This is a genomic window from Escherichia sp. MOD1-EC5495 (assembly GCF_002965965.1).
In the GTDB taxonomy this organism is placed as follows: Bacteria; Pseudomonadota; Gammaproteobacteria; order Enterobacterales; family Enterobacteriaceae; genus Escherichia; species Escherichia ruysiae.
Genome location: NZ_PTRI01000002.1, coordinates 193,357 through 209,462, shown reverse-complemented (window position 1 = coordinate 209,462; position 16,106 = coordinate 193,357). Strand labels below are relative to the sequence as shown.

Sequence of the window (16,106 nt, the reverse complement as noted above, 5' to 3'; positions counted from 1 at the left end):
ACGTATGACCACCACAACGCCACAACGTATTGGAGGCTGGTTGCTTGGGCCGTTGGCCTGGCAGTTAGTCGCCCTATTGAGTACGACGCTGGCGTTGTTGCTGTACTGTGCAGCGTTATCCTCTCCTCAAACATTTAAAACGCTCGGCGAACAAACACTAACGACGCAAATCTTATGGGGCGTTTCGTTTATTACCGCCATTGCCATGTGGTATTACACCTTGTGGTTAACTATCGCATTCTTTAAACGTCGGCGTTGTGTTCCTAAACACTATATTATCTGGTTACTGATTTCCGTATTACTGGCGGTTAAAGCCTTCGCGTTTTCGCCAGTTGAAGATGGTGTCGCCGTTCGCCAGTTGCTGTTTACTTTGCTGGCAACCGCATTGATCGTCCCCTATTTCAAACGCTCGTCGCGGGTGAAAGCGACGTTTGTGAATCCGTAATAACCTTACAGTTAACCTGTTGTCGCCTGCTCTGGATTAACGGATAATAGGCGGCTTTTTTATTTCAGGCCGAAAAATGACTGACTACCTGTTACTGTTTGTCGGAACTGTACTGGTCAATAACTTTGTACTGGTCAAGTTTCTGGGGCTTTGCCCGTTTATGGGCGTTTCCAAAAAGCTGGAAACCGCAATGGGCATGGGGCTGGCAACAACATTTGTGATGACGCTGGCGTCTATTTGCGCCTGGCTTATCGACACGTGGATTTTGATCCCACTCGATCTGATTTACCTGCGCACCCTGGCCTTTATTCTGGTGATTGCCGTGGTCGTGCAGTTCACCGAGATGGTGGTACGTAAAACCAGCCCGGTGCTTTACCGACTGCTGGGGATTTTTCTCCCGCTTATCACCACCAACTGTGCGGTGCTCGGCGTGGCATTGCTGAATATCAATCTCGGACACAATTTCTTGCAGTCGGCACTGTACGGTTTTTCTGCTGCTGTCGGCTTCTCGCTGGTAATGGTGCTTTTCGCCGCCATTCGCGAACGCCTTGCTGTGGCTGATGTCCCGGCACCTTTTCGCGGTAATGCCATTGCTCTCATTACCGCAGGTCTTATGTCTCTGGCCTTTATGGGCTTTAGTGGTTTGGTGAAGTTGTAATGAATGCTATCTGGATTGCCGTTGCCGCCGTGAGCCTGCTGGGTCTGGCGTTTGGCGCCATTCTGGGTTATGCCTCCCGCCGTTTTGCGGTGGAAGACGATCCGGTCGTTGAGAAAATTGACGAAATCTTACCGCAGAGCCAGTGTGGGCAGTGCGGTTATCCTGGCTGTCGCCCCTATGCCGAAGCCATCAGCTGTAACGGTGAAAAAATCAACCGCTGCGCCCCTGGCGGCGAAGCTGTAATGCTAAAAATTGCCGAACTGCTTAATGTCGAGCCGCAGCCGCTGGATGGCGATGCGCAAGAGTTGACGCCTGCGCGGATGGTGGCGGTTATTGATGAAAATAACTGTATTGGCTGCACCAAGTGCATTCAGGCGTGTCCGGTAGACGCCATCGTTGGCGCTACCCGTGCCATGCATACGGTAATGAGTGATCTCTGTACGGGCTGCAATTTATGCGTTGACCCGTGCCCGACGCACTGCATCTCGTTGCAACCGGTCGCAGAAACGCCTGACTCCTGGAAATGGGATCTGAACACCATTCCCGTGCGCATTATTCCCGTGGAACACCATGCTTAAGTTATTCTCTGCATTCAAAAAAAATAAAATCTGGGATTTCAACGGCGGCATCCATCCACCGGAGATGAAAACTCAGTCCAACGGTACTCCCCTGCGCCAGGTTCCATTGGCGCAGCGTTTTGTCATGCCACTGAAACAGCATATTGGTGCTGAAGGTGAGCTGTGTGTTAACGTCGGCGATAAAGTATTGCGCGGTCAGCCGCTTACCCGTGGTCGCGGCAAAATGCTGCCGGTTCACGCGCCAACGTCTGGCACGGTTACGGCTATTGCACCCCACTCGACGGCTCATCCTTCAGCCTTAGCTGAATTAAGCGTGATTATTGATGCCGATGGTGAAGATTGCTGGTTCCCACGTGACGGCTGGGCTGATTACCGCTCACGCAGCCGGGAAGAATTAATTGAACGCATTCATCAGTTTGGCGTCGCCGGGCTGGGTGGTGCAGGCTTCCCGACAGGCGTTAAATTGCAGGGCGGCGGCGATAAAATCGAAACCTTGATTATTAACGCAGCCGAGTGCGAACCGTATATTACCGCTGATGACCGTCTGATGCAGGATTGCGCTGCTCAGGTCGTAGAAGGCATTCGCATTCTTGCGCATATCCTACAGCCGCGCGAAATCCTTATCGGTATTGAAGATAACAAACCTCAGGCGATCTCCATGCTTCGCGCGGTGCTGGCGGATTCTCACGATATTTCTCTGCGGGTGATTCCAACCAAATATCCTTCCGGCGGCGCCAAACAGCTAACGTACATCCTGACCGGGAAACAAGTACCGCACGGCGGTCGCTCATCGGATATCGGCGTGTTAATGCAAAACGTTGGTACGGCTTACGCAGTAAAACGCGCAGTAATCGATGGTGAACCGATTACCGAGCGCGTGGTGACGCTGACCGGCGAAGCGATTGCTCGTCCGGGCAACGTCTGGGCGCGTCTGGGTACGCCGGTGCGTCATTTATTGAACGATGCCGGATTCTGCCCTTCTGCCGATCAAATGGTGATTATGGGCGGCCCGCTGATGGGCTTTACCTTACCGTGGCTGGATGTACCGGTAGTCAAAATCACCAACTGCCTGTTAGCTCCGTCCGCCAGTGAACTGGGCGAACCACAGGAAGAACAAAGCTGCATCCGCTGTAGCGCCTGTGCCGATGCCTGCCCTGCGGATCTTTTGCCGCAGCAGTTGTACTGGTTCAGCAAAGGTCAACAGCACGACAAAGCCACCACGCATAACATTGCCGACTGCATTGAATGCGGTGCCTGCGCGTGGGTTTGCCCGAGTAATATTCCCCTGGTGCAATATTTCCGTCAGGAAAAAGCCGAGATTGTCGCCATTCGTCAGGAAGAGAAACGCGCCGCAGAAGCTAAAGCGCGTTTTGAAGCTCGTCAGGCACGTCTGGAACGCGAAAAAGCTGCGCGTCTTGAACGACATAAGAGCGCAGCAGTTCAACCGGCAGCCAAAGACAAAGATGCGATTGCTGCCGCACTGGCACGTGTGAAAGAAAAACAAGCTCAGGCCACGCAACCGATTGTGATTAAAGCGGGCGAACGCCCGGATAACAGCGCGATTATTGCGGCACGGGAAGCCCGTAAAGCACAAGCCAGAGCAAAACAGGCAGAATTGCAGCAAACTAACGACGCCGCAAGCGTTGCTGATCCACGTAAAGCGGCAGTAGAGGCCGCAATTGCTCGAGCGAAAGCACGCAAGCTGGAACAACAACCTGCTAACGAATCGCCGCAGGAACAGGTTGACCCGCGCAAGGCCGCCGTCGAAGCCGCTATCGCCCGCGCCAAAGCACGCAAGCTGGAGCAGCAGCAGGCTAACGCAGAACCAGAAGAACAGGTTGACCCGCGCAAAGCCGCCGTCGAAGCCGCTATTGCCCGCGCCAAAGCACGTAAGCTGGAGCAACAGCAGGCTAACGCAGAACCAGAAGAACAGGTCGACCCGCGCAAGGCCGCCGTTGAAGCTGCTATCGCCCGCGCCAAAGCACGCAAACTGGAACAGCAGCTGGCAAACGCAGAACCAGAAGAACAGGTCGACCCGCGCAAAGCCGCCGTTGAAGCTGCTATCGCCCGCGCCAAAGCACGTAAGCTGGAACAGCAGCCGGCAAACGCAGAACCAGAAGAACAGGTTGATCCGCGCAAGGCCGCCGTTGAAGCCGCTATTGCCCGCGCCAAAGCACGCAAACTGGAACAGCAACAGGCTAATGCAGAACCAGAAGAACAGGTCGATCCGCGCAAAGCGGCAGTTGCTGCGGCTATAGCCCGCGTTCAGGCCAAAAAAGCCGCCCAGCAAAAGGTTGTAAACGAGGACTAAATGGTATTCAGAATAGCTAGCTCCCCTTATACCCATAACCAGCGCCAGACATCGCGCATTATGTTGCTGGTACTGATCGCAGCCGTGCCCGGAATCGCTGCGCAACTTTGGTTTTTTGGCTGGGGTACTCTCGTTCAGATCCTCCTGGCGTCGGTCAGTGCACTGTTAGCCGAAGCTCTTGTGCTGAAACTGCGCAAACAGCCTGTTTCCACAACCTTGAAAGATAATTCGGCGCTTTTAACAGGGTTGTTACTCGCCGTAAGTATTCCCCCCCTCGCACCGTGGTGGATGGTCGTGCTGGGTACGGTGTTTGCGGTGATCATCGCTAAACAGTTATACGGCGGTCTGGGGCAAAACCCGTTTAACCCGGCGATGATTGGCTATGTGGTCTTACTGATCTCCTTCCCGGTGCAGATGACCAGCTGGCTGCCACCGCATGAAATTGCGGTCAACATTCCTGGCTTCATCGACGCCATACAGGTTATCTTCAGCGGTCATACTGCCAGCGGCGGTGATATGAACACGCTACGCTTAGGTATTGATGGCATTAGCCAGGCAACGCCACTGGATACGTTCAAAACTTCTGTCCGCGCCGGTCATTCGGTTGAGCAGATTATGCAGTATCCGATCTACAGCGGTATTCTGGCGGGTGCTGGCTGGCAATGGGTAAACCTCGCCTGGCTGGTTGGCGGCGTGTGGTTGCTATGGCAGAAAGCGATTCGCTGGCATATTCCGGTCAGCTTCTTAGTAACGCTGGCGTTATGCGCAACGTTGGGCTGGTTGTTTTCACCAGAAACACTGGCATCACCGCAAATTCATCTGCTTTCTGGCGCGACCATGCTCGGCGCATTCTTTATTCTGACCGATCCGGTGACCGCTTCTACGACCAATCGTGGTCGTCTGATTTTCGGTGCGCTGGCGGGCTTATTAGTCTGGTTGATCCGCAGTTTCGGCGGCTATCCTGACGGCGTGGCTTTTGCTGTCTTGCTGGCGAACATCACGGTTCCTCTGATCGATTACTACACGCGTCCGCGCGTCTACGGCCATCGCAAAGGATAAACCATGCTGAAAACTATCCGAAAACACGGTATTACACTGGCGCTGTTTGCTGCGGGTTCAACAGGTTTAACGGCGGCCATCAACCAGATGACCAAAACGACGATTGCCGAACAGGCCAGCCTGCAACAAAAGGCGTTATTTGATCAGGTGCTGCCAGCCGAACGCTATAACAATGCGCTGGCGCAGAGTTGCTACCTGGTGACGGCACCAGAGTTAGGTAAAGGTGAGCATCGGGTTTACATCGCTAAACAGGATGACAAGCCGGTAGCCGCCGTTCTGGAGGCGACCGCGCCGGATGGCTATTCCGGTGCGATTCAGCTACTGGTGGGAGCCGATTTTAACGGCACGGTACTTGGCACGCGCGTGACAGAACATCACGAAACGCCAGGGCTTGGCGATAAAATCGAACTGCGCCTTTCAGACTGGATCACCCATTTTGCAGGTAAAAAAATCAGCGGTGCTGACGACGCACACTGGGCGGTGAAGAAAGATGGTGGTGATTTCGACCAGTTTACTGGCGCGACGATTACGCCTCGCGCGGTGGTGAATGCGGTAAAACGCGCCGGATTGTACGCTCAGACGTTACCGGCACAACTTTCTCAACTTCCTGCCTGTGGAGAATAAACCGTGAGCGAAATTAAAGACGTTATTGTTCAGGGGTTATGGAAGAACAACTCCGCACTGGTTCAGTTGCTTGGCCTCTGCCCGCTGCTGGCGGTCACGTCCACTGCCACCAACGCACTGGGTTTAGGGCTTGCGACGACGCTGGTGCTGACGCTTACCAACCTGACTATCTCGACACTGCGTCACTGGACGCCAGCTGAGATCCGTATCCCGATCTACGTGATGATCATCGCCTCGGTTGTCAGCGCCGTACAGATGCTGATCAACGCCTACGCCTTCGGCCTGTATCAGTCGTTAGGGATTTTTATTCCGCTGATTGTCACTAACTGTATCGTTGTGGGTCGTGCTGAAGCCTTCGCCGCCAAAAAAGGTCCGGCGCTTTCGGCTCTTGATGGTTTTTCGATAGGGATGGGCGCAACCTGCGCAATGTTCGTGCTGGGTTCACTGCGCGAAATCATCGGCAATGGAACGTTGTTTGACGGTGCTGATGCGCTGTTGGGTAACTGGGCAAAAGTATTGCGGGTGGAGATCTTCCACACTGATTCCCCTTTCCTGCTGGCAATGTTACCACCAGGCGCATTTATTGGTCTGGGACTGATGCTGGCAGTGAAATATCTGATTGACGAAAAAATGAAAAAGCGCCGCGCTGAAGCCGTCGCCGAACGCGACTTGCCGAACGGTGAAACAGGGAATGTCTGATGAACAAAGCAAAACGCCTGGAGATCCTCACACGCCTGCGTGAGAACAATCCTCACCCCACAACCGAGCTTAATTTCAGTTCGCCTTTTGAATTGCTGATCGCCGTACTGCTTTCCGCTCAGGCCACCGATGTCAGCGTTAATAAGGCGACGGCGAAGCTCTACCCGGTGGCTAATACACCTGCAGCAATGCTCGAACTGGGCGTCGAAGGGGTGAAAACCTATATCAAAACTATTGGGCTTTATAACAGCAAAGCGGAAAATATCATAAAGACCTGCCGTATCTTACTGGAACAGCATAATGGCGAAGTTCCGGAAGATCGCGCGGCGCTTGAAGCTTTGCCAGGCGTAGGACGTAAAACAGCTAATGTGGTGTTGAATACCGCTTTCGGCTGGCCGACCATCGCTGTAGATACCCACATTTTCCGTGTCTGCAACCGCACCCAATTTGCACCAGGAAAAAATGTCGAGCAGGTCGAGGAAAAATTGCTGAAAGTGGTGCCAGCAGAATTTAAAGTCGATTGCCACCACTGGTTAATTCTTCACGGACGTTATACCTGCATCGCCCGCAAGCCCCGCTGTGGCTCCTGCATTATTGAAGATCTTTGTGAATACAAAGAGAAAGTTGACATCTGACACAAATGGGTAGCGTCGTCTACCCATCCATTACCTTTCCTTATCTTCTTCAAAAACATCCTTCTAACGTTAATGATGCCGCCTCGCTGCGGCATCATCAGGCAATCCGTTTGTGAATAACCAAAAATGCAGGTTAATTGTTTTTTTAATAGCGAAATTTTCTATCCATTCGTGATCAAGATCACACTGATGCTGAAATGTAAAAACAATGCATTTTAAAAGTTAAATTTGACAAAGCATTGATTCAATCCGTCCTGAAACCTACAAAACATTACACTGGCTATTTTTCAGATAATGGACTATCCCACTACATAAAACACCTTATAGCAGAACATATCGCCAAACTGGAATTATTACCCTATCTCAGTAGTGAAAAAATCTGCCGTTACGTTTTTTGAAAAATTTAACGCTGGATAACATTTCGCGGAGCCGATGAATTCCCCACGCCAGTTATATGTAACAGATTATTACAAAAGACTTGTCTGAAAGTGCAAGATAGTGAACATTACCTGCCGTTTCCCCTCCCACTATAACAATTACGCGTATGTTTTTTAGACATCACGCGAGAAAGCACCCCCGTTAATATGGGATGTAAAAAAAGAGGTAAAAGTGTCCACTGCAAACCAAAAACCAACAGAAAGCGTTAGTTTGAACGCTTTCAAACAACCGAAGGCGTTCTATCTCATCTTCTCGATTGAGTTATGGGAACGTTTTGGTTATTACGGCCTACAAGGAATTATGGCTGTCTACCTGGTTAAACAACTGGGTATGTCTGAAGCGGATTCAATCACCCTTTTCTCTTCCTTTAGCGCCCTGGTTTATGGTCTGGTCGCTATCGGCGGCTGGTTAGGTGACAAGGTACTGGGTACTAAACGCGTTATTATGCTTGGTGCTATTGTACTGGCCATTGGTTATGCGCTGGTTGCATGGTCTGGTCACGACGCCGGTATCGTCTATATGGGTATGGCGGCCATTGCCGTAGGTAACGGCCTGTTTAAAGCCAACCCGTCTTCGCTGCTCTCTACTTGCTATGAGAAAAACGACCCGCGTCTGGACGGTGCATTTACCATGTACTACATGTCCGTCAACATCGGTTCTTTCTTCTCTATGATTGCAACCCCATGGCTGGCTGCCAAATATGGCTGGAGCGTCGCGTTCGCCCTTAGCGTAGTAGGTCTGTTAATCACTATCGTTAACTTCGCCTTCTGCCAACGCTGGGTTAAGCAGTACGGCTCAAAACCTGACTTTGAACCAGTCAACTACCGTAACCTGCTGCTGACCATTATTGGTGTTGTGGCCCTGATCGCAGTTGCAACCTGGCTGCTGCACAACCAGGAAGTTGCACGTATGGCGCTGGGCGTTGTTGCTCTGGGTATCGTGGTTATCTTCGGTAAAGAAGCGTTTGCCATGAAAGGTGCTGCGCGTCGTAAAATGATCGTTGCCTTCATCCTGATGCTTGAAGCAATCATCTTCTTCGTGCTGTACAGCCAGATGCCGACGTCTCTGAACTTCTTTGCGATTCGTAACGTTGAACACACTATTCTGGGTCTGGCCGTTGAGCCAGAGCAGTATCAGGCGCTGAACCCGTTCTGGATCATCATTGGTAGCCCGATTCTGGCCGCTATCTATAACAAGATGGGCGATACCCTGCCGATGCCGACCAAGTTTGCAATCGGTATGGTGATGTGCTCTGGTGCGTTCCTGATCCTGCCGCTGGGTGCGAAATTCGCGTCTGACGCAGGTATCGTTTCTGTAAGCTGGCTGGTAGCTAGCTACGGCCTGCAGAGTATCGGTGAACTGATGATCTCTGGTCTGGGTCTGGCGATGGTTGCACAGCTCGTTCCGCAGCGTCTGATGGGGTTCATTATGGGTAGCTGGTTCCTGACCACTGCCGGTGCAAACCTGATTGGTGGTTATGTTGCGGGTATGATGGCTGTTCCGGATAACGTAACCGATCCGCTGATGTCGCTGGAAGTGTATGGTCGCGTGTTCTTGCAGATTGGGGTCGCCACTGCCGTTATTGCTGTGCTGATGCTGCTGACCGCGCCGAAACTGCATCGCATGACCCAGGACGATGCTGCAGACAAAGCGGCAAAAGCTGCCGTAGCGTAAATTTCAGGGAAACTCTTTTACAAGCCGCTAACTTTTCGTTAGCGGCTTTTTTTTTGTTCAGCAACGCACTACCATACTTTAAACCACAGCCAAAAGGAGTTACCGATGAAACTGTTCTACAAACCGGGTGCCTGCTCTCTTGCTTCCCATATCACCCTGCGTGAGAGCGGAAAGGACTTTACGCTCGTCAGTGTGGATTTGATGAAAAAACGTCTCGAGAACGGTGATGATTACTTTGCCATTAACCCTAAGGGACAGGTTCCTGCGTTGCTGCTGGACGATGGTACTTTGCTGACGGAAGGCGTAGCAATTATGCAGTATCTTGCCGACAGTGTTCCCGACCGCCAGTTGCTGGCATCGGTAAACAGTATTTCTCGCTATAAAACCATCGAATGGCTGAACTATATCGCCACTGAATTGCATAAAGGGTTCACACCACTGTTCCGCCCAGATACCCCGGAAGAGTATAAACAGGCTGCCCGTGTACAACTGGAGAAAAAGTTGCGTTATGTTAACGACGCCCTGGAAAATGAGCACTGGATCTGCGGGCAACGTTTCACCATCGCTGATGCCTATCTGTTTACGGTTCTGCGCTGGGCATATGCGGTGAAACTGAATCTGGAGGGTTTTGAGCACATTGCAGCCTTTATGCAACGTATGGCTGAAAGACCTGCGGTGAAAGCTGCGTTAACGGCGGAAGGATTGCAGTAATCGTCATCGGCCCACAGGAAGCTGTGGGCCGAGGTATTTCAGAGCTTCGTTGCGCTGAAATAGTGTTCCGGTTTGGCTATACGATCTTGCGCGGCAACCACCTGCAGCTCATATTCCTGCATTGCTTTGGTGGTCACCATAATTTCGTATACTGCAGCCGTCACGTGTTCCAGTGCCTCTTGCAGCGTTGCCCCCTGCAACAATTTCACCAGCAGTAAACCGCTCGTCACATCACCAACGCCTACCGGCTGGCGCGTACCGAAATCGACCAGCGGACGGCTGATATGCCAGGCTTCATCGGCAGTAACCAGCAGCATTTCAAAACGATCTGTGCTGTAGCCCGCACGCGCCAGGTGTTTAACCAACACGATTTGTGGCCCTTGCGTAATAAGCTCACGCGCAGCTTTAACGGCCTCTTCGACGTTATGTACTGGATGTTCACAAAGAATTTCCAGCTCGACCAGATTCGGCGCGATGATATCGCTGGCTGGCATACCGTGACGGACATGAAACTCCGCCACGCCCGGCGCAACGATACAGCCTTTTTCCGGATGCCCCATTACTGGATCGCAAAAATATTTCGCTTGTGGATTCGCCGCTTTTACCTGACGGACAATACCGAGGATATGTTCGCCCTGCTCCGCCGATCCCAGATAACCACTGAGTACGGCATCACAGGTGTGTAATTTATCAATGGCGGCAATGCCCTGAACAATTTCGGTTAAATGGCTGGGCGGCATCACACAGCCAGTCCATTTGCCGTATTGAGTGTGATTAGAAAATTGAACGGTATTCAGCGGCCAGACATTCGCGCCCAGGCGGCGCATCGGAAACTCTGCCGCACTGTTACCCGCATGACCATAAACAACGTGAGACTGGATAGCGAGAATATTTTTCATTGTGTTCCCTGTATAAAAATCAGGGGAGTGATTTCTCACTCCCCCTTTCCACTTAGTGCATTATTTCCAGCAAATCAGACAGTAATTCTTTTTGCCGCGACGCAGTAAGGTATAACGACCAAACAGGCGATCTTCTTCTTTAAAGAAGTATTCAGGATCGGACTGTTTTTCACCGTTAATGGTGATGGCATTGGATGCGATAGTTTTACGCGCCTGACCACGGGATGGTTGCAGTTCAGAATCGACCAGCGCCTGCATCAGATCAGCGCCTTTTTCCATCTCAACCATCGGTACGCCGTCCTGCGCCAGCTGTTCAAAGTCCGCTTCGCTAAGCGCACTCAAGGAACCGCTGAACAGACATTCGGTAATACGTTTCGCGGCTTGCAAACCTTCTTCACCGTGAACCAGACGCGTCACCTGCTCCGCCAGCACATACTGGGCGCGCGGTGCTTTACCGCTGTTTTTATCTTCTTCTTCGAGGGCATTGATCTCTTCAATGCTCATGAAGGTGAAGAACTTCAGGAAGCGGTAAACGTCGGCATCAGCGGTGTTGATCCAGAACTGGTAGAACTTGTACGGACTGGTCTTCTTCGGATCCAGCCATACTGCGCCGCCTTCAGTTTTACCAAATTTGGTGCCGTCAGCCTTGGTGATCAGCGGAACGGTCAGGCCAAACACCTGATTCTGATGCAGGCGACGGGTCAGATCGATACCAGAGGTGATGTTACCCCACTGGTCAGAACCGCCAATCTGCAACGTAACACCATACTGTTTATTCAGACAGGCAAAGTCATAGCCCTGCAACAGGTTGTAAGAAAACTCGGTGAACGAAATACCCTGATCTTCACGGTTGAGACGCTGCTTAACCGCTTCTTTGTTGATCATCTGGTTAACGGAGAAGTGCTTACCGATATCGCGCAGGAAGGTCAGCACATTCATATTGCCGAACCAGTCATAGTTGTTCGCGGCGATAGCAGAATTTTCTCCACAGTCGAAATCGAGGAACGGGGCAACCTGCTTGCGGATTTTGTCCACCCACTCCTGAACAGTTTCTTCGGTGTTCAGCTTACGCTCGGCAGCTTTGAAGCTCGGGTCGCCAATCAGACCTGTCGCGCCGCCTACCAGCGCAACCGGCTTGTGGCCCGCCTGCTGGAAGCGTTTCAGGCATAACAATGGAACAAGATGCCCCAAATGCAAGCTGTCAGCGGTAGGATCGAAGCCGCAATAGAGCGCGATCGGGCCTTGCGCCAGTCGCTCTGCTAACGCTTCTTCGTCCGTCACCTGGGCCACCAGCCCCCGCTCTTGCAATTGTTTAATCAAGTTACTGCTTGCCATCAAAATCTCCATGTATATAACGACTGCACCTTTGCCGGTACACGACTTTTCGCCAGATGCGAAAGAGACATAGAATAAAGTGCCGGAATCAGGAGTGCCAGCGATTAAAGCAAGATTTTTGCATCTTTTCAGGGTGCGAGACGATCGATTTTCCACGCCTCATTTTCACGCTGGTACAAAAAGCGGTCATGCAGACGATGCTCACCGCCCTGCCAGAACTCAACCTGCTCAAGACTTACGCGGAAACCGCCCCAGAAACTCGGTAACGGGACGTCGCCCTGCTGAAACTTCTGCTTCAGCTCAAGGAATTTGCTCTCAAGGATCCCTCGCGCGGAAATACGGCTGGACTGCTTAGATACCCACGCGCCAATCTGGCTATCGCGCGGACGACTATGAAAATATTTCATCACTTCGAGAGTCGAAAGACGCTCCGCTTTACCGGTCACCATCACCTGGCGTTCAAGAGTATGCCACGGGAAAAGCAGGCTAACGCGCGGGTTATTTTCGATTTGATGCGCTTTGCGACTGCCGAGATTGGTGTAAAACACCATCCCTTTTTCGTCGTAATGTTTGAGTAACACGATGCGCTGATAAGGCTGACCATGTTCATCAACGGTTGCGACGACCATCGCAGTGGGGTCAACCAGTTTGGCTTCACAGGCCTGGGAGAGCCAGCGTTCAAAAAGGGTTAAAGGATCGGCGGGAAGATCGCGGCGGCGTAAACCGCCTTTGGTGTATTCACGGCGCAGATGCGCGATTTGCTGCAATTCGTCGTTATCAGACATGGTTTTCTTTACGGATTGTCAGTGGGTGACGCTATTGTGCGCCGCCCCTGGAAAAATCTCAACGCTGCGGATTTTGTAACTGACAGTTATTCAAGACGATGCGGTCACGCTTATAGACCGTTGCCTCATCACCTTTTGACCAGAAAACATAAATGCCATCGGTATAACGTGCGCCAGAGGCTGAAATGCCCTGTTTAAGGTGAATTAATTGATTGTCGTAGACAAAACTGACTTCCTGACGCGGATTATTCAGTTTTACCGTCAACGGTTTTTCATCACACTGGTATTCCAGCGTATCAGTTTGCATACGTTCAACCAGTTGATTAAACGCGCCACAGCCAGTGAGAAGCACCGGCAAACAGATCAGTAACAGTTTTTTCATAAACACATCCCGAAGACTTTCCTGGTCCGGAGAGCAAAACGCTCTCCTCAACTTCCAAGTGTAACGGCAGACGCAGTAGGAAAAATTCAGTTAACTCTGATATCGCGGGTTTGCAGGGAAAATTGCGCCCAGCACCGTCGCCTCGCTTGCGCCGGTGACCGAAGGCAGGTTGCCTGGCAGTCCCGCCAGCGTCCGCCAGGCAAGCCACGCGAAAGCCAATGCTTCCATGTCATCACCACTAATGCCAACGGCGTCAGTGGTGGTCACTTCGGTTCCTGGCAGCAAAGCAGCAAGTCGCGTCATCACCAATGGATTACGGCTTCCGCCACCACAGACCATCAAACGATCGCAGCCGCCACTCAATAATACCTGTTCAGAAATGGTCACGGCGGTAAGTTCCGCCAGCGTTGCCTGGACATCGTGCGCATCAACACCCGGGAATTGACGCAGATGGCGCTCCAGCCAGCCATAGTTAAAGTATTCGCGCCCGGTGCTTTTTGGCGCGGATTGGGAAAAATACGCATCACTAAGCATATTCTGCAACAGCGGCAAAATGACTTTACCCGCCCGCGCCCACTCAGCGTCTTTATCGTAAGGTTTACCGACCTGACGCCAGATCCACGCATCCATCAACATGTTACCCGGCCCGGTATCGTACCCCCCCACCGGCTGCCCTGGAATCAACAACGACAAATTGGCGATACCACCAATGTTGAGAACCATTCGCCGCTCCGTCGGATGAGCCAGTAATGCGTGATGAAACGCTGGCACCAGCGGCGCCCCCTGCCCACCTAAGGCAATATCGCGACGGCGAAAATCACCAACGACAGTAATTCCAGTGCGCGCCACAATTTGATTGTTATCACCAATCTGTAGAGTATGCGGTGCAACGCCAGTAGGTTCGTGCCAGACAGTTTGTCCGTGACACCCGATGGCGACGATATCTTTTGGCTGCAAATTTTCTTGCTTGAGCAGTGCGTTAACGGCATCGGCAAACAAGCGACCAAGTTGAGTATCCAGTTGACCGAACTGAGAAAGCGTAAGCTGCTGCCCCTGACAAATATCCAGTACTGCTTGTTTAAGTGATGGGGGAATCGGCCAGCTCAAACTTGCCAACTGCGCCACCCTGTGTTCATCGATAGTCGCCAGTACAACATCGACACCATCCAGACTAGTGCCTGACATTACGCCAATAAAGCGGCCTGATTTCATAGTTCATCCTTTTTCAACCTGTCGTTTGCGCTCCACTCAAACACAGACCTCTCACGAATTCCATGCATGAGCGCCGATTTTTACCATTACCAGGAAAACATTATATTCATATCAATAATTACTATGAATGTTTTGTTTATACTTGGTTAACCGTATTCTAATTATGATTCCATCATGTTTTAGTGGAACATGTAATCATAGTTATACCAATGCCATTTACTTTGGCCATGAGGGATGCTTGTGAGGCGTTTCATGGTAATCAGGAGATTTTTCAATGATTAAGCGCGTACTGGTTGTATCAATGGTAGGTCTGTCTCTTGTCGGTTGTGTTAATAACGATACCCTTTCTGGCGATGTCTATACCGCCTCTGAAGCGAAGCAAGTGCAGAATGTCAGCTATGGCACAATCGTTAATGTACGACAGGTACAAATTCAGGGCGGTGATGATTCCAACGTTATCGGCGCAATTGGCGGTGCGGTTCTCGGTGGCTTCCTTGGGAATACCGTTGGTGGCGGAACAGGGCGTTCTCTGGCAACTGCGGCAGGCGCTATCGCAGGTGGCGTAGCTGGTCAGGGCGTGCAGAGCGCAATGAACAAAACTCAGGGTGTGGAGTTGGAAATTCGTAAAGATGATGGCAACACCATTATGGTGGTACAGAAACAGGGCAATACCCACTTCTCTCCGGGACAACGCGTTATTCTGGCCAGCAACGGTAGCCAGGTGACGGTTTCCCCGCGCTAAACAAGTTGACGTGTGGTCAGGTCACTGACCACACGCCCCTTTCATTTCACCCTTTGGCCTGTAACTCAGTGATATTATGCTCAAGTTTTGCAATGAGTTTAATCAACTGTTCTACTTCCTCTGCGGAAATTCCATGCAATATTTCCGCCCGGGTTTTGTTAATAACCGCTTCCATTTCGCTAATCAGCGGCTCCGCTTTTTCCGTCAGTTTAATACGTTTAGCCCGACGATCGCTGGCGCAAGTTTGACGCGAAATTAACCCTTTTTCTTCCAGTTGGTTCAGCGTACGAACCAGTGAAGGCTGCTCAATGCCGATCGCTTTTGCCAGTTGAATTTGCGACTGGTCTGGAGGTAACTGATGAATATTGTGCAACGTTACCCAATGGGTTTGCGTTAACTCCAGCGGTTTCAGGCGATGGTCTATCAGAGCACGCCATATGCGCACCAACCGTGCCAGATCAGAACCTAGTGGCGATTCCAATTTCATCTCCTTATAATTAGCTTGCTAAGATATTATACAGCTTTTAGAATAGTGTGCAGCAATTGTATTGCTAAAACAAATGTATTGCTGCATTTGCTTACCGTCAGACATGCTTTTCAGAAATTGCGCGTAACTTTTTCGCACTTAAAGAATATTTATTAATCTAACGCAATATATTCGGTCGTAAAGGAATCTATTTTGTGAAGTTTATGCTTAATGCAACGGGATTGCCCTTACAAGATCTGGTGTTCGGTGCGTCCGTCTATTTTCCTCCGTTTTTCAAAGCGTTCGCGCTTGGATTTGTCCTCTGGCTTGTCATACACCGCCTGCTTCGCGGCTGGATCTACGCCGGTGACATCTGGCATCCCTTGTTAATGGATTTATCGCTGTTTGCGATTTGCGTTTGCCTTGCTCTGGCAATACTGATTGCGTGGTAAC

At 51.3% G+C, this 16,106-nt stretch carries 18 protein-coding genes; 12 read left to right on the top strand and 6 right to left on the bottom strand.

The annotated features are described in order from the left end of the window. The first annotated feature begins 4 nt into the window (after positions 1–4). From BEG40_RS02700 to gstA, 10 genes are all read left to right on the top strand, one after another. The gene (locus tag BEG40_RS02700) at positions 5–445 is read left to right on the top strand and encodes a DUF2569 domain-containing protein (protein WP_105284836.1); all 441 of its coding nucleotides are present in this window, start codon (positions 5–7) and stop codon (positions 443–445) included. A gap of 76 nt (positions 446–521) precedes the next feature. Beyond that, a complete protein-coding gene (gene rsxA, locus BEG40_RS02695) occupies positions 522–1,103 on the top strand; it encodes an electron transport complex subunit RsxA (RefSeq protein WP_000133181.1) in 582 nt (193 codons plus the stop codon). Continuing rightward, positions 1,103–1,681, top strand: coding sequence for an electron transport complex subunit RsxB (rsxB, locus tag BEG40_RS02690; RefSeq protein WP_000991799.1), 579 nt, complete (start codon positions 1,103–1,105; stop codon positions 1,679–1,681). Before rsxA ends, rsxB begins: the two co-directional genes overlap by 1 nt. After that, positions 1,674–3,992 (top strand): electron transport complex subunit RsxC, encoded by a 2,319-nt coding sequence (gene rsxC, locus BEG40_RS02685; RefSeq protein ID WP_105284835.1) that lies wholly within the window; start codon positions 1,674–1,676, stop codon positions 3,990–3,992. Before rsxB ends, rsxC begins: the two co-directional genes overlap by 8 nt. After that, entirely contained in the window at positions 3,993–5,051 is a 1,059-nt protein-coding gene (gene rsxD, locus BEG40_RS02680; protein ID WP_000231898.1) for an electron transport complex subunit RsxD, read from the top strand. Positions 5,052–5,054: 3 nt separating this feature from the next. Then, positions 5,055–5,675: an electron transport complex subunit RsxG gene (rsxG, locus tag BEG40_RS02675; protein WP_000920784.1), complete on the top strand. Its 621-nt coding sequence runs from the start codon at positions 5,055–5,057 to the stop codon at positions 5,673–5,675. Positions 5,676–5,678: 3 nt separating this feature from the next. Beyond that, positions 5,679–6,374 (top strand): electron transport complex subunit RsxE, encoded by a 696-nt coding sequence (gene rsxE, locus BEG40_RS02670; RefSeq protein WP_001289641.1) that lies wholly within the window; start codon positions 5,679–5,681, stop codon positions 6,372–6,374. Then, positions 6,374–7,009, top strand: a complete 636-nt coding sequence (gene nth, locus BEG40_RS02665; RefSeq protein WP_001030339.1) for an endonuclease III — start codon at positions 6,374–6,376, stop codon at positions 7,007–7,009. Before rsxE ends, nth begins: the two co-directional genes overlap by 1 nt. A gap of 609 nt (positions 7,010–7,618) precedes the next feature. After that, positions 7,619–9,121, top strand: a complete 1,503-nt coding sequence (dtpA, locus tag BEG40_RS02655) for a dipeptide/tripeptide permease DtpA (protein WP_000100947.1) — start codon at positions 7,619–7,621, stop codon at positions 9,119–9,121. A 105-nt stretch (positions 9,122–9,226) separates the two neighbouring features. Further along, positions 9,227–9,832: a glutathione transferase GstA gene (gene gstA / locus BEG40_RS02650; protein ID WP_105284834.1), complete on the top strand. Its 606-nt coding sequence runs from the start codon at positions 9,227–9,229 to the stop codon at positions 9,830–9,832. Between the two features lie 38 nt (positions 9,833–9,870). Here gstA and pdxY read toward each other — a convergent pair whose 3' ends face one another. The 5 genes from pdxY to anmK all read right to left on the bottom strand — a co-directional run bounded on the left by pdxY (position 9,871) and on the right by anmK (position 14,445). Further along, positions 9,871–10,731 carry a pyridoxal kinase PdxY gene (gene pdxY / locus BEG40_RS02645; protein WP_016158208.1) on the bottom strand — a complete coding sequence of 287 codons (861 nt, stop codon included), beginning with the start codon at positions 10,729–10,731 and terminating at the stop codon, positions 9,871–9,873. Positions 10,732–10,791: 60 nt separating this feature from the next. Next, a complete protein-coding gene (gene tyrS, locus BEG40_RS02640) occupies positions 10,792–12,066 on the bottom strand; it encodes a tyrosine--tRNA ligase (RefSeq protein WP_001516333.1) in 1,275 nt (424 codons plus the stop codon). A 128-nt stretch (positions 12,067–12,194) separates the two neighbouring features. Then, complete coding sequence (gene pdxH, locus BEG40_RS02635) at positions 12,195–12,851, bottom strand: pyridoxamine 5'-phosphate oxidase (RefSeq protein WP_001282324.1); 657 nt, start codon at positions 12,849–12,851, stop codon at positions 12,195–12,197. A 58-nt stretch (positions 12,852–12,909) separates the two neighbouring features. Continuing rightward, positions 12,910–13,233: a C-type lysozyme inhibitor gene (mliC, locus tag BEG40_RS02630; protein WP_000734947.1), complete on the bottom strand. Its 324-nt coding sequence runs from the start codon at positions 13,231–13,233 to the stop codon at positions 12,910–12,912. A 90-nt stretch (positions 13,234–13,323) separates the two neighbouring features. Further along, positions 13,324–14,445: an anhydro-N-acetylmuramic acid kinase gene (gene anmK / locus BEG40_RS02625; RefSeq protein ID WP_105284833.1), complete on the bottom strand. Its 1,122-nt coding sequence runs from the start codon at positions 14,443–14,445 to the stop codon at positions 13,324–13,326. Positions 14,446–14,719: 274 nt separating this feature from the next. Here anmK and slyB point away from each other — a divergent pair, with 274 nt between their 5' ends. After that, positions 14,720–15,187, top strand: a complete 468-nt coding sequence (gene slyB, locus BEG40_RS02620) for an outer membrane lipoprotein SlyB (protein ID WP_000597203.1) — start codon at positions 14,720–14,722, stop codon at positions 15,185–15,187. A gap of 46 nt (positions 15,188–15,233) precedes the next feature. Here the strand turns inward: slyB and slyA are convergent, their stop codons facing one another. After that, positions 15,234–15,668 carry a transcriptional regulator SlyA gene (slyA, locus tag BEG40_RS02615; protein ID WP_105284872.1) on the bottom strand — a complete coding sequence of 145 codons (435 nt, stop codon included), beginning with the start codon at positions 15,666–15,668 and terminating at the stop codon, positions 15,234–15,236. Between the two features lie 200 nt (positions 15,669–15,868). Between slyA and BEG40_RS02610 the strand changes: the two genes are divergently transcribed. Further along, a complete protein-coding gene (locus BEG40_RS02610; RefSeq protein WP_000671001.1) occupies positions 15,869–16,105 on the top strand; it encodes a DUF1656 domain-containing protein in 237 nt (78 codons plus the stop codon). Position 16,106 lies beyond the last annotated feature (1 nt).